Origin of the sequence: Bradyrhizobium sp. 63_E2_N1_3, assembly GCF_052076005.1 — a bacterium.
In the GTDB taxonomy this organism is placed as follows: Bacteria; Pseudomonadota; Alphaproteobacteria; order Rhizobiales; family Xanthobacteraceae; genus Bradyrhizobium; species Bradyrhizobium barranii.
In genome coordinates this window covers 2,244,879-2,267,995 of the sequence record NZ_CP197235.1, presented here as the reverse complement: position 1 = coordinate 2,267,995, position 23,117 = coordinate 2,244,879, and the positions used below count along the sequence as shown (strand labels likewise).

The window sequence follows — 23,117 nt, the reverse complement described above, 5'->3', positions numbered from 1 at the left end:
GTGCCTGCGGTCTCTTCAGCGGCCCTACAACACCACCCGCTGTCCCTCCTCCGCGGCCCAGTAGCCCGCGTAGTTCACCTTGATCGTCTCATACGCCAGCGCCAGGTCCGACAGCGGCTGCCTCCCGCTCGCGGCGCATTCCATGAAATCCTGGATCTCCTGCAAGTACCCGCGCGTCCACTCCTCCTCGAGGCAGACATATTGCCAGCCGGTTTTGCGGTCGACCTTCTCGGTGATGTAGACGCTGGCGAGCTTCTCCTCGCTGGTCTGGTAGCTCATCAGATGCGTGTTCGGGGTGATGTTGGCGAACAGCGAACCGCCGGAGGTGTAGGTTTCGATCAGATTGCGCACGCCGCCCATGATCATGTCGCCGGAAAACACCGTCGCTTTGGTGCCGTCGGAGAAGGTCGCCGTCAGCGTGCCCCAATCTTCGACATCGACCGGATTGGCCTTGATGTAAGTGCGCTCCTCGGGCTTCAGGGCTGCCGTGACGTTGCCGACATCGCCGGTGACGCTGGCGACGTGGATGGTTTCGCCGCGCGCCCTGGCCTCCACCTGCTTGAGATAAAGCACGGCCGAGAGCGGATGGCAGCCCATGCGGATCAGCGAGCCGCCGCCGGTCATCGCCCATTGCGCAGCATGCGCGGCGTGCGAGCCGGAATGGCTCTCCTCACCCTTCATGAACAGGATCTTGTCTTTCGTCGCCCTGATGATCTCCGCGGTCTTGGTCACCGCGGGCGCGTAGACCCAATCCTCCGCATACATGAAGAGCTTTCCGGTGCGCTCGATCGCGGCGCGGGTCGCGTCCATCTCCTCCAGCACCCGCTCATACATCAGCGCCTTCGGTACATGCTTGCCGATCGGCTGCGCGTCGCCTGCACGGCCGAAATAGCCGGCGAACGGCTTCTCGCAGATCACGTGCTTGCCGGCCTGCATGCTGGCGACGATCATGTCGGCATGGAGATTGGGCGGGGTGCAGATGTCGATGACATCGAGCTCGCGGTCCGCGATCAGTTCGGCGAAGCTGCGATAGACCCGCGGAATCCCGTGGCGGCCGGCGAATTCGACGACATGATCGCTGCGCGCCGCGACCGCCGCGACCTCGACATCCACACCGTAGACGCGGCGGAACGCATACACGTGCAGCTCCGACACGAAGCCGCAGCCGACAAGCCCCACCCGAATCCTGGCCATAGCCCCCCCTTACCCTTGCGTTGGGCGGCACTATAGCGCGACGGCCAGCCTATTCCACCGAGACCCGCACCACGCCGGCACTCATCATGCCGAGCGCTTTGGCCGCCGGCACCGAGAGATCGACGATCCGGCCGCGGATGAAGGGACCGCGGTCATTGACGCGGCACTGGATCGACCGGCTGCCGTAGGAGACTCTCAGCACGGTGCCGAACGGGCGCGTGCGGTGAGCGCAGGTCAGTTCGCTGCCCTTACCGGCTTTTCCGTAGCCGTAGTATGAGGCAAGCCCGCTTTCGGCTTGCGCGACAGAAAATGCAGAAAGCGAAAAAGTGGCCAGACTGAAGAAAAGCGTCGTCTGCGTTCGCACGGCACCGCTCCCGGTTGCCCTGCCCGGCGCTGCAAACGTCGATTTGTTCCGGTAAGTTCCAGGAACACTGCCGGGCGCGCCCGGCAGTGCCATCACACATTGTTACTGTTTATGGAACACCAGCGTGCGGACTTCGATGCTTTCGCGCGGAGCCGCATCGGCCGGCGTGGTCGGATCGACGAAGGCCGTATGCGGCCCGAACCGCGTCCGGCCGTCGGTTGCGGAATCGTAGCACTTGAGCAGCAGCGCCTCGTCCGGCGTCATCTCCGGAAAATAGAACCAGCGGTGGTTCGGATTGTATTTCACCGAATAGGTCTCGCCGCGGCGATTGGGATAGATCAGATCGGAGGCGACGAGATCGTCGGGCGCAACCGTCGTGCCGTCTGCCATCGCCAGCGGTGAATCGCGCAAGGGTCCGCGGATCGGCCGCCAGAGGTTGATCACCTGCACACGGCCTTTCAACAGCGCGTCGGCTTCGTCGGGCAGATGCTCACGCACGCGGTTGGCGCCGGAGACGGCGGTCTGGTCGACATGGACGCGCGTCGCAGGCTGGCGCGGGCCGCCATCGCGAATATCCGCCGCCCCCTCGACACGCCTGCGCACGGTATGATCGAAGATGACGACCCGATCGGCCTTCAGCGTCGCCCGCAGGAACGCCTCGACGGCGGGGTAATAGACCGCCCGGATTTCCTCGTCGTTGTAAAAGTCCTTCACCTGCGTCGGGTGACGCACCAGCGCAAAGCCCTCGCGATCGAGCGAGAAATCGTCCGCGATCAGGCGCGCATCGAAGATCGGGACCTGATGCGGCTCCGGCAACGACGTGCTCTTGGGCTCGCCCGGCGGCGGATCGAAAGCATAGGTGCGCGGCTTGCCGGAAACCGGCGCGAGGTAGTTGAGTTCAGCAGTGACGAAGGGAAGCGATTCGATTTTTGTTTCTTGCAGGCCCATGGCCGGTCTCCCGATGTGGTCGTCTGTGTGATTTTTGCGGGGATGCGGTGTGGTGCAAGCGAGGCGATGCAAATAGCAATGGGGCTGTTGTCGGCGGTGAGGAACGCAGAAGAAATGTTTCGAGGGTAACCCGGCGTACGCTACTCCCCTTCTCCCCTTGTGGGAGAAGGTGGCGCGAGCGCCGGATGAGGGGTATCTATCCGCGAGCTCCATCGCGAGAGGTGGTACGCGGAGAGAGACCCCTCACCCGTCTCGCCGCTACGCGGCGAGCCACCCTCTCCCACAAGGGGAGAGGGAAAGCGCGCACTACAATCCCGCCTTGGCGATCGCATCCGCAAACGAACGGTCGACGATCTCGGCCGCATCGAGCTTCTGCTTGATCAGGCCCCAGCGGAAATAGAGGTCGATCGTGCTCTGCTCGTCCGCGACCACGCCGTCGTCGATCGGCGCGATGCGGATCTTTGCGCGCGACAGCCAGTTCTGCGGCACGGCGGTCGGGATGTTCATCAGCTTGCCCCAGGTCGCGGCATAGCTATCGACGTTGCTCAGCGACCATGCCCGCGCCGCCGTGAGGCGCCGGATGAAGTCCGTCAGCTCCGCGCGCTTGTCGCGGATGGCGTCGGGCCGTGCGACCTGGAAGCTCAGCCCCGGCGTCAGGCCCTCCGAGGTGATGACACGGCGCGATCTGAACAGCACCTCCTCCTGGCTCACATAAGGCTCCCAGGTCGACCAGGCATCGACGGAGCCTTGCGTGTAGGCGATCTTGGCATCGGACGGCGCCAGGAACGCGATCTGCACGTCGGACCCAGCCCAGCCGTTCTTCTCGAGCGCAGCGAGGATCAATTGATGACCGATCGAGCCGCGGCCGGTCGCGATCTTCTTGCCGCGCAGGTCGGCGAAGGACTTGATCGGCGAATTCTCGGGCACGAGGATGGCGAGCCCCTCGCGGGTCTGACGGATCGCGGCGATCGCCTTCACCGGCGCGCCGGAGGCGGCGGCGAAAGTGAAGGGTGCATCGCCCACGATACCGGTCTCGATCGCGCCGGCGCTGAGCGCCTCCAGCAGCGGTGCCGCCGCCGGAAACTCCTTCCACTCGATCTTGTACGGGACGTCCTTGAGCACGCCTGCCGCTTCCATCACGGCCTGCGAGTTGCCCTTCTGGTCGCCAACGCGCAAGGTGGTTTGCGCCGCTACGAGCTCCAACGAGCCGAACAGCAGCGCACCGGCCAGCATGAGACGGATCATTCCGCCGCCTCGCCGCGAACGGCCTGGCGCTTGGCGACCAGCTCGCGCGTCAGCGGGATCAGCTCGCGGCCATATTCAATGGCGTCGATCAGGGGATCGAAGCCGCGGATCAGGAAGTGGCTGATGCCGAGATCGTAATAGTCGCCGAACACTTCGGCGACTTGCTCGGGCGTGCCGACCAGCGCGGTGGTGTTGCTGTTGGCGCCGGTGAGCTTGGCGATCTCGGTCCAGAGCCGCTTGTCGATCCGGCTGCCCTGGTCGGCGAGCGCGAGCAGGCGCCGCGCGCCGGCCGTGGCATGGCCGTCGGCGGGCTTGCGGTAGCCGGTCTTGTCCTGGAGCGCGGTGGCACGTGCCAGAATCTCTTCCGCCTTCTCCCAGGCCTGCTTCTCGGTCGAGGCAATGATCGGCCGCACCGAGAGGCTGAAACGCGGCGTCGGCCGTCCCTGACGAACCGCCGCGTTGTGGACGCGGGAGGTGACGTCGCGCACCTGGGCATAGGATTCACCCCACAGCGCAAAGGTGTCGGCATGCTTGCCCGCGACCTCGATCGCCGCATCCGAAGCGCCGCCGAAATAAGTCCGGATGCCCTCGGGACGATACGGCTTCACCTGCGAGAACGCGTTCTCGACCTGGTAGTACTTGCCCTTGTAGGTGAACGGCTTGTCGCTGGTCCATTCGAGCTTGAGGACATCGAGGAACTCGGAGGTGCGGGCGTAGCGCTCGTCCTTGTCGTCGAGCGTGTTGCCATCCTGCCGAAGCTCGGTCGCATTGCCGCCGGTGATGACATGCAGGGCGACCCTGCCGCGGGAAAACTGGTCGAGCACGGCGAACTGGCGCGCCAGCAGCGTCGGCGCGGTGAAGCCCGGCCGCTGCGCGATCAGCACATTGAGGCGGTCGGTGACGCCCAGCACGTGCTGGGCAATCTGGAGCGCGTCCGGCGTCGTCGAATGAAACGCCAGCAGGGCGCGGTCGAAGCCGGCATTCTCGTGCGCCTTGGCCACCGTCTCGATGTGGGTGGGGTTGAGGACCGGCCCTTCGCGAACGACGGTCTCGGACGAATTGTTGTTGCTGATGAAGCCGATGAACTCGATCGACATGATCGTCTCCCTGTTTGTTGTCCTGAAAGCTAGAGGCCCAATGCGGCGCGGCCGAGGCCGGTGCGGGTGGCATCGTCCTGCGGCGTGTGCACGCGGCCGCACAAGACATCGCGATAGTGCCGCTCCAGCGGATTGGTGCGGGACAGGCCGTGATTGCCGGTCAGCGATAGTGCATCCTCGACCACGGCGACGGCGTTGTTGGTCACCGTCAGCTTGATCACGTTGGATTCGCCGGTGGAGAGATCGACGCCTTCGTCGAAGTCGCGGGCGAACGTCTCGATCAGCCGTGCATTGACTGCGAGCCTGGCCTCGATGGCACCGAGGATCTCCTGCGCCCGTGGCAAGGTCGCAAGCGGCGCGCCGAGGCTGGCGGGGACGCGCTGCTTCAGGAACTGGACGAACCAGTCGCGCGCGGCGCGGGCAACGCCGTCATAGATCGCGGCGACGAACACTGTGTGGACGGTCGCCTGCGCGATGTCGGGCGCACGCCACTCCTGGGGATTGCGGACATCGACCTCGGCATCAAGCGGGATCACGACATCGTCGAAGATGACATCATGGCTGCCGCTGGCGCGCAGGCCGTGATGATCCCAGGTCTCGACGATGCGGGTGCCCGGCAGTCCCGCCGGCACCAGGAACTGGCCGACGCGCGGCTCGGCCTCATCCGTCCGCGCCCAGACCAGATACCATTTCAGGATCGGCGACCCCGTCGAATAGATCTTGTGACCGGTCAGGCGCCAGCCGGTCTCGGTGCGGCGCGCGATCGTCGCCGGCAGGCCGCCGCGCGCGGGCGAGCCGAGCTCGGGCTCGACGCGGAGCGCGTTGACGAGTGCGAGGCCCTCGACGCTCTCACGCGCAAGCTTGCGCGACAGCTTCGCCGGCCAGGTCGGGCTGCGCCCCATCACCAGATGGTTGATGTAGTGCATCGACAGCACCAAGGCGGTCGAAGGATCGGCCTTGCCGATGATGCCGATGACGCGCGCGGCGTATCGTGCGCCCGCCCCGGCGCCGCCATGAACGGCCGGCACCGTCAGCGACAGCAAGCCCGCCTCGGACAGCTCGCGAAAATTCTCGAAGGGAAAGCTGCCGGTGCGGTCGTGCTCGGCTGCACGCGCAGCAAAGCCTTCGGCCAGCGCCTCGGCGCGCGCGATGTAGTCGGGCTCGCTATGGGCCGCCCGGCCCTTGGCTACAGAGGTCACCATGTAGCGTCCAATCCCAACAAGCCGAGGATCTGGCGGCGCAGATCCGCGAGATATGGATCGCCGCGATGGCGCGGATAGGGCCGGTCGACACGGATGTCGGCCTGCACCCGCGCCGGGCGGTCGCTGAACACGATGACGCGGTTGGCGAGCACCAGCGCTTCCTCGGCGTCATGCGTCACCAGCAGCGTGGTAAAGCCCTTGCGCTGCCAGAGCGAGACGAGCTCGGCCTGCATGGTGATACGGGTCAGCGAGTCGAGCTTGCCGAGCGGCTCGTCGAGGATCAGGATTTTTGGATCATTCACGAGCGCGCGGGCGAGCGCGACGCGCTGCGCCATGCCGCCGGAGAGCTGATGCGGATAAGCATTGCGGAACGACGACAGACCAACGAGATCGAGCGCGTCATCGACACGCTGCCGCTGGCTCTTCAAAATGCCCTGGGCCTCGAGGCCCAGGGCGACGTTGTCCCAGACCGACCGCCAGGGAAACAGGGTCGGATCCTGGAACACGACGACGCGCGATGGATGCGGCCGGGTGATGCGCGCCTCGTCCTCGCGGAGCGTTCCGGCCTTGGGCTGGTCGAGGCCGGCGACGAGCCGGAGCAAGGTCGACTTGCCGCAGCCGGAGGGGCCGAGCAGCGCGACGAACTCGCCCGGCTCAACGGAGACGCTGACGTCGCTGAGAACAGGCAGCTCAGTGCCATCGATGTCGAAGGCGTGGCTGACCTGCTCGATGTCGAGCGCGGCGCCGGCGGCCGGCGGGGGCGCGATTTCGGCCAGTGCGGTTGCGGCTACCATTTCACGGTCCCCTTCTGCCAGACCAGCAGGCGATCGCGGATGGCGAACAGCAGCGTGATGGCGCCGGAGCAGAGCAGCGACATCACGATCAGCGCCGCATACATGTTGGCGTAGGCGGCCCAGCCCTGCGCCCATTGCAGATACCAGCCGAGCCCGGCCTTCACGCCGATCATCTCGGCCACGACGAGCACGGCGAAGGACGAGCCGAGGCCCATGAACAGGCCGACGAAGACGTGCGGGAGTGCCGCAGGGATCGCGACCTTCAGCACCAGGAAGGACGGCTTTGCGCCGAGCGTGCGTGCGACGTCGTAATAGGCGTTGCTGACGCTCGCGACGCCGGACCAGGTCAAGACGGTGACCGGGAAGCCGGTCGCGAGCGCGATCAGGAAGGTCGAGGCGCTCCAGCTCGACGGGAACGTGAAGAAGGCGATCGGCAGCCAGGCGGTTGCCGGCAGCGGGCCGATGAAGCGCAGCACCGGATGCACCCAATAGCCGACCGCGCGCGACCAGCCGATCGAGACGCCGGTCAGGAAGCCGACCGTGGCGCCGATCAGATAGCCGCCAAGCTGCAGCTTGACCGAGGCGAAGACACTGTCGAGCAGCTTTGGCAGATCGTCGGTATAGACCTCGATGATCGACTGCGGCGGCGGGAAGAACGGCAGCGGCAGCCAGGCGAATTTTGCGGTGGCCACCTCCCACAGCGTCAGGAATGCGCCGAGCGCCACGAGCCAGGGCGCGCGCTGGCGCAAGGCCTTACCGGCGGAGCCGAGGTAGTCGGCGCCGACGGTGCCGAACAAGGCGATTGCGGCAACGATGAAGGCGGCGATGCCGAGCGAATGCGTCCGCGACCAGTCGCCGACATCCTCCCACCACAGGCAGGACAGGCCGAACGCGATCCACGCGACGCTGGCGAGAATGCCGACGCCGGATTCCCGGACCCAGCTCGCAAGAACCGGCGCGCGCGAGAGGCGCGGCGCGCCGGAGGCGAGGCCGTCAGACAGCGAATACGTCGACATAGATGCGCTCCGCGAATTTGGCGGTATCGGTGCTTTGCTTGAAGACCTGGACGCTCTTCAAATCGTCGGCATAGGACTTCAGCTCGCGCTTGAGCACTTCACCGACGGGATGATGATGGTGGGTGTGGTAGCGCACCATGCCCTCGATATCGGCGAGTGATGCCGTCTTCGGCGCATAAGGCTGGAACGACTTCGCCGTTACGGTCGGGTTCTGCGCGGTGAACATCGCGGCATCGAGCAGCGCCTGCGTCAGGGCGCGCGCGACTTGAGGTTCTTCGCGCACAAGCGAGCCGCGCAGGCCGAGGATGCAGCAGCTCTTGTCGCGATATTCGCCGTCGAGATTGGAGGCGACTTCCTTGTACTGGCTGTCCTTGAGCCAGAGATAGCCCAGCGGATCGGATGACAGGAAAGCCTGCACCTCACCCTTCTCGACGGCGACGTTGAGCAGGTTGCCGGGATAGGCGCGCCAGTCGACATCCTTGACCGGGTCGATACCGAGCTTGGCGAGCTGAATGGAGAAGAAGTTCTTGTCGGGGCCACCGAGGTCGCCGACCGCGACGATCTTGCCCTTGAGGTCGGCGAGCTTGCTCAGGTTGGAGTCGGCGCGGGTCAGGACGCGCATGCAGCCGCCATGGGTGCCGGCGGCGATCTTGACGTCAAAGCCCTGCTCCAGCGGCTTCAGCCAACGCAGCGCCATGCCGAGCCCGGCATCGCTCTTTCCCGTTGCGATCGCCTCGAGCAGCTGGTCGGTCGAGCCGGAATAGTTGATGAGCTCGATGTCGAGATTGTGCTTCTGGAAGAAGCCGTGCTCGATGGCGACGGGCACCGGGGCGAGACAGACCGCGCCGGCGTTCCAGGAGAGTTTCAGCTTGCGCGGCGCGCCGGTGAGGACGGGGCCATCCGCGGCCGTCCGGCACAGCGGAAACTCAGAGAGATCGACACCGGGCGCGATCGCCTGTGGCGCAAAGGCCTGGGCTGCACCAAAGGCACCAAGCGGCGCGGCGAATGCCGCCGCAAGCCCCGCCTGCAGCAAATGACGCCGGTCGATGCCCGATCCGCTGCCCTTGTTGTCGTTGCCCATCAGTCTCCACTCCTGCGCTGGCACAGCTCCGCCATTCACGCAACGTCTCGCGTTGCGCATGTTCCATGTGGAGCTGCGTTGAGAGAATAATTTTCGCGGGCGCTTACCACGCCGATTGATGCGATGCGCAAATCATGCGGCGCGCCCGCCGCATCGTCAATGAAATGGAATTTCGAATGTAGCGCGAAGCGAGGTCATTCTCTCCATCAGCGCATGGGACAGCGATGAAACGATTTTGGTTGCTGCATCATCTTGCAAGGATGCGCCGCGACTCCGCAGCCTGCATCATTCTTGCGCATCACCCGCCGCGCACGCGGTGCGTTCTCGAAAGCGGCGCTGCGCTGAAACGTCATTGCCCGACGCATCTGCAATACGGATAGCCATTTCATTGACTGCGCATCGCGCCGTCATAGACTTGATCGTCTCGCTGCATCGCTCGCTCACGCGTCGTGAGCAAAGCAACAAGACAGGCCAAATGAGCATCAACTTCGACGACCATTCCATCACACGCCGGCTCGCAGCATCGCTGTTCGCCGCAGCCATCACCTTGTCGACGGCTGCCGCCTCGTTCGCGGCCGACACCGTCGTGCTGCGCGTCGGCGACCAGAAGGGCGGCAACCGCTCGCTGCTCGAAATCTCCGGCTATGCGAAGGACCTGCCCTACAAGATCGAATGGTCGGAATTCCCTGCCGCCGCTCCGATCCTGGAGGCGCTGAACGCCGGCGCGCTCGACGTCGGCTACACCGGCGATCTCTCCTTTCTCTCGGTCTATGCGGCCGGCGCGCCGATCAAGGCAATCGGCGGCACAAAGTCGGATGCGAAGACGCAAGCGATCCTCGTGCGCCAGGATTCACCGATCAAGTCGGCCGCCGACCTCAAGGGAAAACGCCTCGCCGGCACGCGCGGCGGCTGGGGCCAGTTCCTGATCGACGCGACGCTGGAGAAGGCGCAGATCAAGCTGGAGGACGCGACCTTCGCGCCGCTCGGCCCGGTCGACGCCAAGATCGCACTCGTCGCCGGCTCGATCGATGCCTGGGCCGTGTGGGAGCCCTACGTCTCGTTCGCGACGCTGAAGGACAAGGCCCGCGTGATCGCCGACGGCGAAGGCCTGACGCCGACCATCACCTTCATCGTGGCCTCCGACAACGCCATCGCCACCAAGCGCGCGGTGGTGCAGGACCTCGTGCAGCGGCTGAACAAGGCACGGCTGTGGTCGCTCGATCATGTTGCCGAATACGCAAAGAGCACGGCCGAGCTGACAAAACTGCCGGAGGACGTACTGCTGTCGGCCTACACCGCGCAGCGTACCAGCCCGATCGTGATCGATCAGAACGTGGTGAAGGAGGTGCAGGAAGCCTCCGACCGCTCGACGCGCTACGGCATCCTGCCGAAGACGCTCGACGTGAGCAAAGCCGTCGACCGCAGCTTTACAGCCGCGGCCGCGGGGTCAAACTAGCGCGGGGCGCGGCGGGATGCGCAAGTCCAGCCTCAAGGCCGGCCCGTTGCATCTCGCCGCGATCGTGCTCGCGCATCTCGCCTGCATGAGCCTGATCGTGTGGCTCTCGCTCTAGCCGCGCAGGGTCCTTACCAATATCCGCGATCATAGGCCCGGTACGGCCGGTAGTAGCCGTAGCGAGGGCCGTAGTATGGACGATAGGCTCGATAGCCGTAGTAGCTGGGACGCGCGTAGTAGCCGCCATACCCATAGCTCGGCCCGTAGCCGCCGTAATAGGCCGGCGCATAGCCATAGGACGGAGCGTAGCCATAGCCGTAGCCCGAGCCATAACCATAACCACCATAACCGCCGTAATACGGGCCGCCGCCATAGTAACCATAGGGCGCGCTGCTCGCGATGGCACCGCCGATGATTGCTCCGGCGAGGAGGCCTCCTGCGCCCCATCCCCAGCCACGGCCGCGCCAATACACCGGGGTGACATCGTCACCAACGGCGGCCTTCATGGTCGCGACGTTGGTCGGCAGCGGAGCCGCTGCCGCCTGCTCGATTTGGCCGGCCATCACCGCGCCCGCCAGCGAACAGGCAATTGCGGTTTTCCAGATACTCATCCTCTTGCTCCCTGTCTGACGTTCGTTTGGAAAAGGATCGCAAGGCCATGATCGGGCATCCTTGCCCCAAGTCAAAGCCTCCGAAAGTCACAGCCTGCATTGCGTGCACCGCACAAGAATGCCCGCGCATGCCTCGATTGTGGTCCGGCCAACGCCGGCGCCCGCACGGACATGACACCGGTGCGACGGAGCCACAGGCCACAGCAAAGCATTAAGCTTCCCGGGCGTTCGCAACCAACAAGCACCTTCCCGATTTACTATTCGTACCGTTACTATCGGTTCCAATGTGCGCGGCCGGGAGGCTTCTCGCAAAGCGCCAGAGTTGTGGGAGGATGACATGAGTGCCGCGAGACCCGAGCCGCTTGCCCGTCAGGCGCTGGCGTTCGTCCTGGCCGGCGGACGCGGCAGCCGGCTCCTGGAACTGACCGACCGGCGCGCCAAGCCCGCGGTCTATTTCGGCGGCAAGTCCCGCATCATCGATTTCGCGCTGTCCAATGCGGTGAATTCCGGCATCCGCCGGATCGCGGTCGCGACCCAGTACAAGGCGCACAGCCTGATCCGGCACCTTCAGATGGGCTGGAACTTCTTCCGCCCCGAACGTAACGAGAGCTTTGACATCCTCCCGGCCAGTCAGCGCGTCTCGGAGAACATGTGGTATGTCGGCACGGCGGATGCGATCTATCAGAACATCGACATCATCGAGTCGCACAACGCACGCTTCATCGTCGTGCTTGCCGGCGATCACATCTACAAGATGGACTACGAGGTGATGCTGCGCCAGCATGTCGACAGCGGCGCCGACGTCACGGTCGGCTGCCTCGAGATGCCGCGCCAGGAATCATCCGGCTTCGGCATCATGCATGTCGACGAGAACGGCTGGATCCAGCAGTTCCTCGAGAAGCCCAAGGATCCGCCGCCGATGCCGGGCAAACCAGACGTCTCGCTCGCCAGCATGGGCATCTACGTGTTCGATACGAAATTCCTGTTCGACCAGCTCAAGCGCGACGCCGAGGATACGAACTCCAGTCACGATTTCGGCAAGGACATCATCCCCTATATCGTCAAGAACGGCCGCGCCATCGCGCATCAATTCTCGACCTCGTGCGTACGCTCGGGCAGCGATCCCCGCGCCTACTGGCGCGATGCCGGCACGGTCGATGCCTATTGGGCGGCCAATATCGACCTCACCGACGTCGTGCCGGAGCTCGACCTGTTCGACCGCGCCTGGCCGATCTGGTCCTATGCGGAGATCACGCCGCCCGCCAAGTTCGTCCATGACGAGGAGAGCCGGCGCGGCCAGGCCGTGAGCTCGCTGGTCTCGGGCGGCTGCATCATCTCCGGCGCCTCGCTGCGCCGCTCGCTGCTGTTCACCGGCGTGCGCGTCAACTCCTACGCCACTGTCGAGAACGCCGTGATCATGCCCTACGTGAACGTCGCTCGCGGCGCTCGCTTGAAGAACGTCGTGATCGACCGCGGCGTCGAAATCCCCGAGGGGCTCGTCGTCGGCGAGGACCCGGAGCTCGACGCCAAGCGCTTCCGCACCACCGAGCAGGGCATCTCGCTCATCACCCAGACAATGCTCGACAGGCTCAATACATGACGCCTGTTCGCGTCCTCGCGGTCGCCTCCGAAGTCTACCCGATCGTCAAGACCGGCGGCCTCGCGGATGTCGCCGGCGCGCTGCCGCTTGCGCTGAAGGCGCACGGCGTCGAGATGCGCACGCTGATGCCGGGCTATCCCGACGTGATGCGGATGCTGGGGGGAGCCGGCGAAATCCGGCGCTGGCCGGATTATTTCGGCGGCCCGGGCCGCCTGCTCGCGGGCTCGCATGACGGCCTCGACCTGTTCGTGCTCGACGTGCCGCATCTTTACGCGCGACCGGGCAATCCGTACGTCACCCCTGAGGGCGTCGACTGGCCGGACAACGGTGTGCGCTTCGCGGCACTGTCGCGTATCGCGGCCGATATCGGCCACGGCCTCGTGCCCGCGTTCGTGCCGGATGTCGTCCATGCCCATGACTGGCAGGCGGGGCTCGCGCCGGCCTATCTGCACTATGACGGCGGGCCGCGCCCCGGCACCGTGATGACCATCCACAACATGGCCTATCAGGGCAAGTTCGATCGCACGCTGACAAGCGCGATCGGCCTGCCCGCGGAGGCGGCGTTCGACGTTCACGGCCTCGAATATTTCGGCGGCATCAGCTTCCTCAAGGCGGGGCTTCAACTCGCCGATCGCATCACCACGGTATCCCCGACCTATGCGCAGGAGATCCAGAGCGATGAAGGCGGCATGGGGCTCGGCGGCCTGCTCCGCGAGCGCGCTGATGTGCTGAGCGGCATCCTCAACGGCATCGACACCGACGTGTGGAATCCGCAAACCGATCCGCACATCGCCTACCGCTTCGGCGCGGACGACCTCACGTTCCGCGCCGCGAACAAGGCGGTGCTTCAGCAACAGTTCAATCTCGATTCCTCGGACGAGGCACCGTTGCTCGGCGTCATCAGCCGCTTGTCCTGGCAGAAAGGGCTCGATCTCCTGCTCGAGGCCATTCCGACCATTTTGGGCGACGGCATGCAGCTCGCGCTGCTCGGCAGCGGCGATCGCGATCTCCAGGATCGCTATCAGGCCGTCGCCCGCGCGAACCCCGGGCGGATCGGCGTCGTGATCGGCTATGACGAGATTCTGGCGCACCTGATCCAGGCCGGATCGGACGCCCTCATCGTGCCCTCGCGGTTCGAGCCGTGCGGCCTGACCCAGCTCTACGCGCTGCGCTACGGCGCCGTCCCGATCGTGTCGCGCGTCGGCGGCCTCGAAGACACCATCGTCGATATCGGCGAGTCCAACACATCGGACCGCGACGCGACCGGCTTCAAGTTCGCGCCCGTCACCGTAGAGGCCCTCACCGGCACGCTGCGCAAGGCCAACACCGCCTTCCACAACAAGGCGACCTGGCGCCGGCTGCAATTGAGCGGCCTTGCGACCGACGTCTCCTGGCGCAACCGCGCCGGCGACTATGCCGTGCTCTATCGCGATCTCATGGCGGCGCGCCGGACCTGAGGCGGCAGGGCTGCCGCATGTGAATAGCGGCTTCCCTGCGGCCCATCCTTCGAGACGCCCGCATTCGCGGGCTCCTCAGGATGAGGGCGGAGTACGCGGCAGCAATTTCGACGGCACCGATGCTGCTTAGCCTCATCCTGAGGAGACCGCAGAGCGGTCGTCTCGAAGGACGAGGCGCGCGCGGGCCGCCGCCAAATGCCCGCACCAGAAGCACGGCCGCCGTCGAATCCATGCTATAGAGCCGGCATGGACCCTTTCGCGATCAAGCTGATCGGCTTTGCCGCCGCAACCTGCACCACCGTCGCCTACGCGCCGCAGTTCATCAAGGTCTGGAAGACCCGCTCGGCGCGCGACATCTCGCTCGGCATGTTCCTGGTCATGGTGCTGGGCCTGGCGCTCTGGCTCATCTACGGCCTGCTCTCTGGCGACGCCCCGCTGGTCGCGGCCAACGCCATCACCATGGTGCTCGCCGGCGGTATCCTGTTCATGAAGCTGAGGTATGGGTGAGGTTGAAGCTGCGTAGGACGGATTGGCGCGTGTACCCATAAAATCCGGGATGTCTGTTTTCGAGGGGCCCCGGAGCGGACATAGACAATCGATCATCGTGTGGTCCGTGCGGTACCTGAAAGGTAACGGTCCTTGATCCAGATCAAGTCAGACTGTTTGTAGCCCGCTGCTTAATTGCCAATATGCCAGGCCGCAGGAGCCGCCTCCGTAGCGGCGCCGGAAACATTCTTCGTCGCTACGACGCCGCCGTAATATGAAGGGGCGGCGACATACGCATTCTCAACACCGATCTCGCGTTCCCAAGGGGGCGCCTATGAGTAGATCAGAAGTTGACGTCCAAGATCTGCGAATGATGGAAAGGTGCCTCGAACTCGCTCGGCAAGGGGTGAAGCAAGGAGAGCTGCCATTCGGCGCCGTAATCGCGTCTCGAGGACAGGTCATCGCGGAAGCGACCAACCACGTTTCATCGGAATGCGACGTGACGCGACACGCGGAACTCGTGGCTCTTTCAGAGGCGCAGAAGATTCTAAAACAAAAGCGTTTGTCGGATTGCACCTTGTATTCAATCGTCGAACCTTGCCCAATGTGTTCTTTCCCGGCACGGGAGGCGCGGATTGGTCGCGTGGTGTTCGCCATTTCATCTCCGATCATGGGCGGATTTTCGAGATGGGACGTTCTGTCGGACAACAGTTTGTCGAGCAAACTGCCTGAGGTCTTCGGACCTGCGCCGGAAATCGTCTCGGGCTTGCTATCCCAAAGGGCCGAGCAGGTTTGGCGCGACTGGAACCCGCTCGCCTGGCGATTTATGAGACGACGAGGCTGCTTCGGACGAGCGGCCGAGCAGACTTCGTGCCACGCGGGCGCGCCTCGGCCAACGTTTTCCTGGAACGCGCTGGCGGATATTTTGGCCGCGCCGGCTCTTTCGGTGAGTAACGTCTTCCTGCGCCGGCGTGCAGATTCAAACACCATCTCGGACCTGGACAAGCCTGGAGTCTGAGATCGGGAGCGCGCTGTTGCAGGATCAGGCGCGTGTGGCTATCGTTTCAAGTGCACGCGTCGGAATGTGGAATCGGTCTCGTGAACACAGGTGCGGGAAACCAAAGTGAGCTCCGAGCCGTCGCTTGGCGCTGCGCAAAGCCATCACCGCCATGACAGAGTCAACGGCGAGCCGGCCAAGACCAGGGAGTTGCCCCGGGTCTTGAACAAGCGAACGTCCAATCTTGCGCAGTTCAGGCTTACCTGCTGGCCCGATATCTATGAGCGCTGCCCTCGGAAGTTTTCGATGAGCGGGGTTTAGAACAACACGACAGACGGCAAAGGGAATTCTGAGTTCGGAAGCAATTCGAGCGACGATCTGCGACTCCATATCGGCGGCAACCGCCCCGGTGATGCCATGGAAATCCCGTCTCTCTTCAAGACTTGTCATCGGGGAAGCGACACCAGCTATCGCAGAGTAGCTGGCACCCGGGATCATCCGAATGAGTTCCTCGGCCCAGGGGAGGTCAGCTGGATAAGCTTCATCTTTCGCGGCAAATACCGACGAGGCGATGACGATGTTACCTGGTCGGAGCTTCGGGTCTAGCCCGCCGCACACCCCGAAACTTATAATGCCGCGCGCGCCATGTCTGATGGCGTCACGCAAGTCAAAGGCGGTCCGGTCACCTTCAGCGATCATCGCTGGCGCGCCGGCTATTCTGGCCTCGATCGCAAGTCCAACGACGGCGATGACCGCCTTCACGTCACAGCGGGGGGCGCCAGTCTGAGCGTCGTTGACCGTGACATGCAGCGTCATCAGAGGCGTCGATAATCCTGAAACCGAAGTATTTCCAGACTCGGACAATCAAGAGTAAGCCGGCACTAGCACTGTCCGTCTAGACAAAATCGACAGGCCTCCCGATTGGAAGCCAGTTGTTGGAGAACTGTGCCTCGGACACCACAGCTGCCGCCTGATCGCGGCGGAGACTCGCACCTTCAATGGCGCAACGAACCCAAAGCGGACTCCTCGCAAATACCGTGAATCGCTGTGCTTCAGCGAGAGCGGTGCCATGATCGAATTTTGCCGCTGTTTTGCCCGACGTGTCAAACCCGTCGAAATACCGCTCGCGTATCCTGCCCGGCAAAAGTACTCTGCTAAGCCATTCTATTTGCTGGGCCGTTCTACTGTGCATGGGGTTGTTTTCGACATTTTTAGTCGGAACCCCGTAGGGTGGATTAGCCCGCGGCTGCGCGAAGCGCAGTCCGCCAGCGTAACCCACCACCTTCATTGCGGCTCGATGGTGGATTACGCTGCGCTAATCCACCCTACGATTCATCCAAACACATACGACGCCATCGCGACGCTCGCGACCTCGTCGACGAAGACGCGCTTGCCCGCGTCGCTGCCGGCGGCACCTGCCGCGACCATCAGCGGCAGCAGATGGTCCTCGCGGGGATGCGCGAGACGCGCGCTCGGCGCGTTCTCCCAGTCGACCAGCATCGCGTTGCGGCGCGCCGCATCCGGGTTGCTGATTGCCTCGTTCAGATAGGCCTCGAAATCATACGAGACCGGCTTGGACTCCGGCCGGTTGAAGCCGCGCATGTTGTGATAGGTGAGCCCGCTGCCGACGATCAGGATGCCTTCGTCGCGGAGCGATGCGATCGCCTGTCCGACCTTGATGTGCTCGGCCGCATCGTAGCTCGACTTCAGCGACAGCAGCACGATCGGCATGTCCGCGTTCGGATACATCAGGCCGAGCGGCACGAAGGTGCCGTGATCGAAACCCTGATTGGGATCCTCCCGGCAATCGAGGCCGGCGTGCTCGAGCAGCGCCCTCACCTCCGCAGCGAGCTCGGGCTTGCCCGGCGCCGGATATTTGAGGTGATAGGTATGCTCGGGGAAACCGTAATAGTCGTACACCATCGGCGGATGCGCCGAGGTCGACACGGTGAAGGCGTCGGCCTCCCAATGGCCGGTGATGACGAGCACGGCCTTGGGCTTCTCGGGGAGAAGCTGCGGCAGCCGGCCGATCTCCGCGGCCGTCTTGGCATATTGCACCCGCCGGTCCTCCATGAAGGGCCAGGGGCCGCCGCCATGCGACAGGAAGAGGGTTGGAAATCGCGTCATGGATGCCGGCTCGTCTCGTTGACAACATGCGCGTGCGAGCTGCCCGCGCGAACGGCGGCGAGCATAGGCAAACCGGTATGGTTAGCAAGTCGTTAACGATTTGCCGCCCACAATCCGGCCGTGGCCGAAGGAGTCGGCCTGAAGACAAGCGAGACGTGAGATGAAGAAGTTTGCGCTGGGGGACGTCGTCAACAGTGACAAGGGCCGCCGTGGCGTCGTTCGCGCCGCCTACAGGTCCAAGGACGGCCAGCAGTTCTACGCCGTCGAGAAGGACGGCGCGATGGACCATCTGGAAGAACACCGGCTGAGCCCGGCGCCGCGCGTCGAGCTCGCGGCCTAAGCCCAACTCATTTTCTGCTCTCACTTGCAAGCCGGTCCAGGCGATCCGACCAGGGGTCGTCGCCGCTCGCGATGCGATCGTTCGTGATCAGCAGCAGGCGATCGCGGTCTGCGGCCGCGTCCCAATGCGGCAGGTCCGGGCCGTTGGGATTGCCAGTCTTCGCAAAGTTGATCCAGTAACCGCGCATGCGGGTCGCGACCTCGCGATCCCCCCATGTGAGCGGTCCCGCGCCGGGCACGCCTTCCGCGCCGAAGATGAACTGCAACTCGCGCCCGTGCCCTTCGTCGGGATTTGTGCGCCGGGCCTCGGTCACGTAAGCGAAGCGATAGCGAAACGTTGGCGCACCGGTTGCCGCATGGAGGCGGGCAAGCAGCCTGACCGGCTCGGAGAAAACCTTGTCGGTATAGAATTTGGCTGCGCGCTCCGATGGCCTGGCGATGTCAGGGTAGAGCTTGCGCAGCTCATCGCCGCTCTCGCCGGAGGACGCCAGCGTCTCCTTGATCTCCCGCTCGCCGTCGAAACGCGTCTCGTCGTCATTCGAGCCGATCATGAGTGGAATGCGGCTTTCATGCCCTGCCGCAAATCCCGCGGCCACGTCTTCGCGCACCAGGATTCCATCCATCGCGGGCGCGAAGCTGCGCTCGGATTTGGCGAGCAGTTTTTGTTCGGTCGCAAGCAGCCGCGCCGGCGCGGCGACGCGCAAATCCGCCTCCTGCCCAAGCGCCGCCACGAATTGCCGGCCCATGGCCTCCGCCTCCTGCACCGGGCGCAGGCGCGCGCGGCCGGGCAGCGATTGCAGAATGGCTTTCTGGAAGAGGTCGCGCGATGGCGCGCACAGCATCAGCAGCGCGATCGACGTCGCGCCTGCGCCGCTGCCAAACAAGGTGACATTGTTCGGATCACCGCCGAAGGCTGCGATGTTGTCGTGCATCCAGTGCAGCGCCGCGATCTGGTCCATCAGGCCGTAATTTCCGGAGCCACCTTCCGACAGCGCGGGATGAGCGAGCCAGCCGAGCGCGCCGAGACGATAATTCACGGTGACCACGATGAGGCCGGATTGCGCGAGCTTTGCACCGTCGAACAGCGGATCGTTCGCGGTGCCGCTGACGAAGCCGCCGTCATGGATGAAGACCATCACCGGCAGCGGGCCGTCGACCCCGAAGGGACGGAATACGTTGAGCGTGAGGCAGTCCTCGCTCGTATCAGGCAGCGAGGGCTGAAGACATGGCGCGCCGTACTCATAGGCGGTGCGCATCTCGGGGTTCTCGGCCGTTACCTGCGGTGGGCGCCAGCGCAGTGCGCCGACCGGAGCCGCCGCGTAGGCCAGCCCCTTGAACGACGCCACCTCGCCCTCGACGGCGCCGAGCATCTGTCCTTCACGCGTCAGCGCGAACGGAAACTGCCCGACGGCCTGAGCGACGGCAGCACCGTCCCAGCAGAGGAGTGAAGACGCCACAACGAGCGCAGACTGCAGCCGCATCCTGGGGGATCTCGATGCGCCAAAAGGTTCCCTGACAGGTTACGTCTGCGGCCCGCGATGAGGCAAGCTCGGCGGCGCCGGCTAACCGCCCTTGGCGACGATCTCCGCCAGCGCGCGGCGTGCGACGATGCCGAGCTCACCAAGCGTGGAATGGCCCGATTGCGCCGCCTCGATCAGGCGTTCGGCGATGAACCTGCGGCTGTCGTGATCGCCGCCGTGCGGCAATTGGCGGCACGTCTGCTCTAGGACGACGTCCATGTTGGCTTTCGTCCGCTCGCTCAACTCTGTCATGACGTCCGGTTGGTACGCGTGGCTTGTAACCGCAAGCATACACAGAAGGATGTGGTCTGATTAGCCCGGACAATCCCGGCGGTTGTGCATCGCGGTGCGTGTATCGCCGCAACCTTCGCGCGGCCACGATGGTGCCGCAAACAACTACCGAAGATTGTACCTGTCCTGATGACAAGCCAAGCCTGCGGCGATAGCCTGCCGGCAAAACAAAAGACACGGGAGGAATACCATGCCAGACGCAATGGTCGCCGCACGTGAGTCCAAAGCGGCGAGTGGAACAACCCAACAGGTCGACGTTGCCGTGGTTGGCGCCGGATTTGCCGGCCTTTATCTTCTCCATCGCCTGCGCAAGTCCGGCCTCACGGCGGTCGCCCTCGAGGAAGCCGGCGATGTCGGCGGCACCTGGTACTGGAACCGCTATCCCGGCGCCCGCTGCGATATCCAGACCATCGACTACAGCTACACTTTCGATCCCGAGCTCGATAACGCGTGGACCTGGTCGGAGAAATACGCGACCCAGCCCGAGATCCTGCGCTATCTCGGCTTCGTTGCCGACCGCTACGATCTGCGCCGCGACATCCGCTTCAAGACCAAGGTCACCGAAGCCAAGTGGGATGAAGCGACTGAGCGCTGGCAGCTCACCACGAGCAGCGGCACGCCGGTCTCCTGCCGCCACTACATCATGGCTACAGGCTGCCTCTCCGCGCCGAAGCCGCCCGAGATCGACGGCGTCAAGGATTTTGAGGGCAAAGTCTATTTCACCGGGCGCTGGCCGCATGACGGCGTCGATCTCGCCGGCAAGCGCGTCGCCGTGATCGGCACCGGCTCGTCAGCCATCCAGTCGATCCCGCTGATCGCCGAGCAGGCCGCGCATCTGACCGTATTCCAGCGCACGCCAAACTTCGCGCTGCCGGCGCATAACGGCCCCTCGCCGTCCGATCGCATGGATATTTTCCAGAGCGACCGCGCGGCCTATCGCGAGCAGGCGCGACAGTCGATGACCGGCGTGCCCTATCCGCAGCAGACCGTCGTGAGCTGGCAATTGAGCGATGCCGAGCGTCGTGAGCGGTTCGAACGCGCCTGGGCCGCCGGCGACCTCGTCCACATCCTGACCCAGCTCTGGGCCGACCAGGGCGTCGACTTCGACGGCAATGCGCTGATCGGCGAACTGATCCGCGAGAAGATCGGCGCGGCCGTGAAGGATCCGGAGACGGCGGCGGCGCTGATGCCGCACGACCATCCCTTCGGCGCAAAGCGCCCCTGCCTCGATACCAATTACTACGCGACCTACAACCGGCCGAATGTCACGCTGGTCAATCTGCGCCAGGAGCCGATCAAGGCGATCACCGCGAACAGCATCACGACGGCCAGGCGCAGCGTCGATGTCGACGTCATCGTGTTCGCGACCGGCTTCGACGCCATGACCGGCGCGATCCGCGCCGTGCATCCGATCACCGGACGCGGCGGCAAGTCGCTGACCGATGTCTGGGCGCAGGGGCCGCAGACCTATCTCGGGGTCACGGTCGAAGGGTTCCCCAACTTCTTCATGATCACCGGGCCCGGCAGCCCGTCGGTGCTGTCGAACATGGCGGTGTCGATCGAGCAGCATGTCGACTGGGTCGTCGACCGCATCGCTGCGCTGCGCGACGCCGGCTTCACCACGATCGAGCCGACCGAGACCGCGCAGGCCGGCTGGGGCCGGCACATGACGGACTGTTCGATGGTGACCCTGCACCGGCTCGCCAACACCTGGTACACGGGCGCCAACGTCCCCGGCAAGGTGCAGGGCCTGATGCCTTACACCGGCGGCGTCGGCCCCTATCGCAGCATTTGCGACGAGGTCACGGCCCGCGGCATGCTCGGCTTCAAGCTGACCGGCCCCAACGGCGCCGCGCAATGCAACGACGGCGAGGTGGTATGCCTGCAGCCTGATGTGCGGCTGGTGCTGAACCTGCTGGCATCGCTGAACCTGCCGCCGATCGAGTCGATGGGCGCGCTCGGCGCACGCGCCTTCGTCAACGAGTTCAACAAGGGCCGGCCCGCGGGACGGCCGATCGGCGAAATCGTCGACGGCACGCTGCCCGGCGCGGACGGCCCGCTGCCTTACCGGATCTACAAGCCGGCAACGCCGGGGCCCCATCCGGTCGTGGTCTATTTCCACGGCGGCGGCTGGGTGCTCGGCGACGAGCAATCGGACGAGCCGCTCTGCCGCGATCTGGTGCGGCGGACCGGCATGATGTTCGTCAGCGTCGGCTATCGCCACGCGCCCGAGCATCGTTTCCCGACCGCGGCCGAGGACGGCTATGCGGCAACGCGCTGGATCGCCGAGCACGCGACCGAGCTTGGCGGCAGGCCGGGCCCGGTGCTGGTCGCGGGCTGGAGCGCCGGCGGCAACATCGCCGCCGTCACCTGCCAGCTTGCGCGCGATCGCGGCGGGCCTGAGATCGCCGGCCAGCTCCTGGTCTGCCCGGTCACCGATTGCACTTTCGACCGGCCCTCCTACAACGACAATGCGACCGGCTATTTCCTGACGCGCTCGCTGATGCACTGGTTCTGGGACCTCTACTGCTCACCGGCCGACCGCACCGATCCGCGCGTCTCGCCGCTGCGCGGCAACGTCGCCGGCCTGCCGCCGGCCTTGGTCGTCACCTGCGAATTCGACCCGTTGCGGGACGAGGGCATCGCCTATGCCGAGGCAATGGCGGCCGCCGGCGTCCCGGTCGAGCAGCTCAGGGCGCGCGGCCATTTCCACTCGTCCTTTGCGATGGTCGACGTGGTGATCACCGGTGTAGCAGGCCGGGTGCAGATGGCCGAAGCCTTGCGGCGCTTCGCCGGGCTTCCGCCGAAAGTCAGCCGCGGCGATGAGGATAGCCACGATCATGCCAGCCCGGGCCACAGAATCGCGGCGGCCGCGAGCTGATTTGCGACAAGGCGGCCGGGAACCTTTTCCCGGCTGCTGCGTTAAGCGCTTGGCATTGAGATGCAGTGATAGGTGTGGGCCCCGGCACGCAGATCCGCGTGTTGGGGCAATTTTTGTTGCGTGAGGGACGATGGGAGACGTGGTTGCGGATTCAAAGGTCGATTTCGGAGCGCCTGCAACCCTGCATAAATGGCCGTCGCTTGCGAACCAGCGCCGACCGGACAGGGATTCTTATCAGGTGAGCGAAGGTACGCTCGACCAGTGCATATCGGCCTTCATGGAGAAGCCGGCCACGACCAGGCATCTCTATGAGATTCACACGATTGCGCAGCCGCCGCTGGTCACCGATATCCTCTCGCCCGAACACGTCATCGAGCTATCGCGGTTGAGAGAATTTCTCTGATTGCGTGCAGA

At 64.7% G+C, this 23,117-nt stretch carries 22 protein-coding genes; 8 read left to right on the top strand and 14 right to left on the bottom strand.

What is annotated here, in order from left to right:
• Positions 1–24: 24 nt before the first annotated feature.
• The 9 genes from AB7531_RS10615 to AB7531_RS10575 all read right to left on the bottom strand — a co-directional run bounded on the left by AB7531_RS10615 (position 25) and on the right by AB7531_RS10575 (position 8,941).
• Positions 25–1,194, bottom strand: a complete 1,170-nt coding sequence (locus AB7531_RS10615) for a Gfo/Idh/MocA family protein (RefSeq protein ID WP_441279944.1) — start codon at positions 1,192–1,194, stop codon at positions 25–27.
• A 49-nt stretch (positions 1,195–1,243) separates the two neighbouring features.
• Positions 1,244–1,558 (bottom strand): septal ring lytic transglycosylase RlpA family protein, encoded by a 315-nt coding sequence (locus tag AB7531_RS10610; protein ID WP_063981668.1) that lies wholly within the window; start codon positions 1,556–1,558, stop codon positions 1,244–1,246.
• Positions 1,559–1,660: 102 nt separating this feature from the next.
• The gene (locus AB7531_RS10605; RefSeq protein ID WP_063981667.1) at positions 1,661–2,506 is read right to left on the bottom strand and encodes a CmcJ/NvfI family oxidoreductase; all 846 of its coding nucleotides are present in this window, start codon (positions 2,504–2,506) and stop codon (positions 1,661–1,663) included.
• Positions 2,507–2,812: 306 nt separating this feature from the next.
• Positions 2,813–3,751, bottom strand: a complete 939-nt coding sequence (locus AB7531_RS10600; RefSeq protein ID WP_063981666.1) for an ABC transporter substrate-binding protein — start codon at positions 3,749–3,751, stop codon at positions 2,813–2,815.
• On the bottom strand, positions 3,748–4,848 hold the full coding sequence (locus tag AB7531_RS10595; protein WP_063981665.1) for an LLM class flavin-dependent oxidoreductase: 1,101 nt from the start codon (positions 4,846–4,848) through the stop codon (positions 3,748–3,750). The genes AB7531_RS10600 and AB7531_RS10595 overlap by 4 nt, the downstream gene beginning before the upstream one ends.
• 29 nt (positions 4,849–4,877) lie before the next feature.
• The gene (locus AB7531_RS10590) at positions 4,878–6,050 is read right to left on the bottom strand and encodes an acyl-CoA dehydrogenase family protein (RefSeq protein WP_063981664.1); all 1,173 of its coding nucleotides are present in this window, start codon (positions 6,048–6,050) and stop codon (positions 4,878–4,880) included.
• Positions 6,044–6,844 (bottom strand): ABC transporter ATP-binding protein, encoded by an 801-nt coding sequence (locus AB7531_RS10585; protein WP_063981663.1) that lies wholly within the window; start codon positions 6,842–6,844, stop codon positions 6,044–6,046. Before AB7531_RS10585 ends, AB7531_RS10590 begins: the two co-directional genes overlap by 7 nt.
• Complete coding sequence (locus AB7531_RS10580; protein ID WP_063981662.1) at positions 6,838–7,860, bottom strand: ABC transporter permease; 1,023 nt, start codon at positions 7,858–7,860, stop codon at positions 6,838–6,840. Before AB7531_RS10580 ends, AB7531_RS10585 begins: the two co-directional genes overlap by 7 nt.
• Positions 7,838–8,941, bottom strand: a complete 1,104-nt coding sequence (locus AB7531_RS10575) for an ABC transporter substrate-binding protein (RefSeq protein ID WP_063981661.1) — start codon at positions 8,939–8,941, stop codon at positions 7,838–7,840. Before AB7531_RS10575 ends, AB7531_RS10580 begins: the two co-directional genes overlap by 23 nt.
• Positions 8,942–9,416: 475 nt before the next feature.
• On the opposite strand from AB7531_RS10575, the gene AB7531_RS10570 reads away from it, so the two are divergent.
• Positions 9,417–10,397, top strand: a complete 981-nt coding sequence (locus tag AB7531_RS10570; protein WP_063986156.1) for an ABC transporter substrate-binding protein — start codon at positions 9,417–9,419, stop codon at positions 10,395–10,397.
• Between the two features lie 128 nt (positions 10,398–10,525).
• Here AB7531_RS10570 and AB7531_RS10565 read toward each other — a convergent pair whose 3' ends face one another.
• Complete coding sequence (locus AB7531_RS10565; protein WP_063981660.1) at positions 10,526–11,005, bottom strand: hypothetical protein; 480 nt, start codon at positions 11,003–11,005, stop codon at positions 10,526–10,528.
• A gap of 337 nt (positions 11,006–11,342) precedes the next feature.
• On the opposite strand from AB7531_RS10565, the gene glgC reads away from it, so the two are divergent.
• The 4 genes from glgC (at position 11,343) to AB7531_RS10545 (ending at position 15,566) form a co-directional block, all read left to right on the top strand.
• Positions 11,343–12,605 carry a glucose-1-phosphate adenylyltransferase gene (gene glgC, locus AB7531_RS10560; RefSeq protein ID WP_063981659.1) on the top strand — a complete coding sequence of 421 codons (1,263 nt, stop codon included), beginning with the start codon at positions 11,343–11,345 and terminating at the stop codon, positions 12,603–12,605.
• The gene (glgA, locus tag AB7531_RS10555; RefSeq protein ID WP_063981658.1) at positions 12,602–14,062 is read left to right on the top strand and encodes a glycogen synthase GlgA; all 1,461 of its coding nucleotides are present in this window, start codon (positions 12,602–12,604) and stop codon (positions 14,060–14,062) included. Before glgC ends, glgA begins: the two co-directional genes overlap by 4 nt.
• Positions 14,063–14,308: 246 nt before the next feature.
• Positions 14,309–14,569 carry a SemiSWEET transporter gene (locus tag AB7531_RS10550; RefSeq protein WP_028150382.1) on the top strand — a complete coding sequence of 87 codons (261 nt, stop codon included), beginning with the start codon at positions 14,309–14,311 and terminating at the stop codon, positions 14,567–14,569.
• Positions 14,570–14,882: 313 nt separating this feature from the next.
• Positions 14,883–15,566 (top strand): nucleoside deaminase, encoded by a 684-nt coding sequence (locus AB7531_RS10545; RefSeq protein WP_187387954.1) that lies wholly within the window; start codon positions 14,883–14,885, stop codon positions 15,564–15,566.
• A 24-nt stretch (positions 15,567–15,590) separates the two neighbouring features.
• Here AB7531_RS10545 and AB7531_RS10540 read toward each other — a convergent pair whose 3' ends face one another.
• Complete coding sequence (locus AB7531_RS10540; protein ID WP_063981657.1) at positions 15,591–16,361, bottom strand: phosphorylase family protein; 771 nt, start codon at positions 16,359–16,361, stop codon at positions 15,591–15,593.
• 516 nt (positions 16,362–16,877) lie between these two features.
• Positions 16,878–17,672 (bottom strand): DODA-type extradiol aromatic ring-opening family dioxygenase, encoded by a 795-nt coding sequence (locus tag AB7531_RS10535; RefSeq protein WP_063981656.1) that lies wholly within the window; start codon positions 17,670–17,672, stop codon positions 16,878–16,880.
• Between the two features lie 160 nt (positions 17,673–17,832).
• On the opposite strand from AB7531_RS10535, the gene AB7531_RS10530 reads away from it, so the two are divergent.
• Positions 17,833–18,012, top strand: a complete 180-nt coding sequence (locus AB7531_RS10530; RefSeq protein WP_014493109.1) for a hypothetical protein — start codon at positions 17,833–17,835, stop codon at positions 18,010–18,012.
• 7 nt (positions 18,013–18,019) lie between these two features.
• Here AB7531_RS10530 and AB7531_RS10525 read toward each other — a convergent pair whose 3' ends face one another.
• Both AB7531_RS10525 and AB7531_RS10520 read right to left on the bottom strand, forming a co-directional pair.
• Complete coding sequence (locus AB7531_RS10525) at positions 18,020–19,492, bottom strand: carboxylesterase/lipase family protein (RefSeq protein ID WP_441279943.1); 1,473 nt, start codon at positions 19,490–19,492, stop codon at positions 18,020–18,022.
• 81 nt (positions 19,493–19,573) lie between these two features.
• On the bottom strand, positions 19,574–19,750 hold the full coding sequence (locus AB7531_RS10520) for a hypothetical protein (RefSeq protein WP_231143017.1): 177 nt from the start codon (positions 19,748–19,750) through the stop codon (positions 19,574–19,576).
• A gap of 262 nt (positions 19,751–20,012) precedes the next feature.
• On the opposite strand from AB7531_RS10520, the gene AB7531_RS10515 reads away from it, so the two are divergent.
• Together AB7531_RS10515 and AB7531_RS10510 are read left to right on the top strand one after the other, a co-directional pair.
• The gene (locus AB7531_RS10515) at positions 20,013–22,703 is read left to right on the top strand and encodes a flavin-containing monooxygenase (protein ID WP_063979743.1); all 2,691 of its coding nucleotides are present in this window, start codon (positions 20,013–20,015) and stop codon (positions 22,701–22,703) included.
• 130 nt (positions 22,704–22,833) lie between these two features.
• The gene (locus tag AB7531_RS10510; RefSeq protein ID WP_063979744.1) at positions 22,834–23,106 is read left to right on the top strand and encodes a hypothetical protein; all 273 of its coding nucleotides are present in this window, start codon (positions 22,834–22,836) and stop codon (positions 23,104–23,106) included.
• Positions 23,107–23,117: the final 11 nt, after the last annotated feature.

What these genes read in the sequence shown, in the direction of transcription:
- AB7531_RS10515 (WP_063979743.1), top strand. Translation starts at nt 20,013, where the DNA reads ATGCCAGACGCAATGGTCGCCGCACGTGAGTCCAAAGCGGCGAGTGGA.
- AB7531_RS10530 (WP_014493109.1), top strand. Translation starts at nt 17,833, where the DNA reads ATGAAGAAGTTTGCGCTGGGGGACGTCGTCAACAGTGACAAGGGCCGC.
- AB7531_RS10590 (WP_063981664.1), bottom strand. Translation starts at nt 6,050, where the DNA reads ATGGTGACCTCTGTAGCCAAGGGCCGGGCGGCCCATAGCGAGCCCGAC.
- glgC (WP_063981659.1), top strand. Translation starts at nt 11,343, where the DNA reads ATGAGTGCCGCGAGACCCGAGCCGCTTGCCCGTCAGGCGCTGGCGTTC.
- AB7531_RS10605 (WP_063981667.1), bottom strand. Translation starts at nt 2,506, where the DNA reads ATGGGCCTGCAAGAAACAAAAATCGAATCGCTTCCCTTCGTCACTGCT.
- AB7531_RS10585 (WP_063981663.1), bottom strand. Translation starts at nt 6,844, where the DNA reads ATGGTAGCCGCAACCGCACTGGCCGAAATCGCGCCCCCGCCGGCCGCC.
- AB7531_RS10575 (WP_063981661.1), bottom strand. Translation starts at nt 8,941, where the DNA reads ATGGGCAACGACAACAAGGGCAGCGGATCGGGCATCGACCGGCGTCAT.
- AB7531_RS10525 (WP_441279943.1), bottom strand. Translation starts at nt 19,492, where the DNA reads ATGCGGCTGCAGTCTGCGCTCGTTGTGGCGTCTTCACTCCTCTGCTGG.
- AB7531_RS10595 (WP_063981665.1), bottom strand. Translation starts at nt 4,848, where the DNA reads ATGTCGATCGAGTTCATCGGCTTCATCAGCAACAACAATTCGTCCGAG.
- AB7531_RS10520 (WP_231143017.1), bottom strand. Translation starts at nt 19,750, where the DNA reads ATGGACGTCGTCCTAGAGCAGACGTGCCGCCAATTGCCGCACGGCGGC.
- AB7531_RS10580 (WP_063981662.1), bottom strand. Translation starts at nt 7,860, where the DNA reads ATGTCGACGTATTCGCTGTCTGACGGCCTCGCCTCCGGCGCGCCGCGC.
- AB7531_RS10565 (WP_063981660.1), bottom strand. Translation starts at nt 11,005, where the DNA reads ATGAGTATCTGGAAAACCGCAATTGCCTGTTCGCTGGCGGGCGCGGTG.
- AB7531_RS10570 (WP_063986156.1), top strand. Translation starts at nt 9,417, where the DNA reads ATGAGCATCAACTTCGACGACCATTCCATCACACGCCGGCTCGCAGCA.
- AB7531_RS10550 (WP_028150382.1), top strand. Translation starts at nt 14,309, where the DNA reads ATGGACCCTTTCGCGATCAAGCTGATCGGCTTTGCCGCCGCAACCTGC.
- AB7531_RS10535 (WP_063981656.1), bottom strand. Translation starts at nt 17,672, where the DNA reads ATGACGCGATTTCCAACCCTCTTCCTGTCGCATGGCGGCGGCCCCTGG.
- AB7531_RS10510 (WP_063979744.1), top strand. Translation starts at nt 22,834, where the DNA reads ATGGGAGACGTGGTTGCGGATTCAAAGGTCGATTTCGGAGCGCCTGCA.
- AB7531_RS10600 (WP_063981666.1), bottom strand. Translation starts at nt 3,751, where the DNA reads ATGATCCGTCTCATGCTGGCCGGTGCGCTGCTGTTCGGCTCGTTGGAG.
- AB7531_RS10615 (WP_441279944.1), bottom strand. Translation starts at nt 1,194, where the DNA reads ATGGCCAGGATTCGGGTGGGGCTTGTCGGCTGCGGCTTCGTGTCGGAG.
- AB7531_RS10540 (WP_063981657.1), bottom strand. Translation starts at nt 16,361, where the DNA reads ATGACGCTGCATGTCACGGTCAACGACGCTCAGACTGGCGCCCCCCGC.
- AB7531_RS10545 (WP_187387954.1), top strand. Translation starts at nt 14,883, where the DNA reads ATGAGTAGATCAGAAGTTGACGTCCAAGATCTGCGAATGATGGAAAGG.
- glgA (WP_063981658.1), top strand. Translation starts at nt 12,602, where the DNA reads ATGACGCCTGTTCGCGTCCTCGCGGTCGCCTCCGAAGTCTACCCGATC.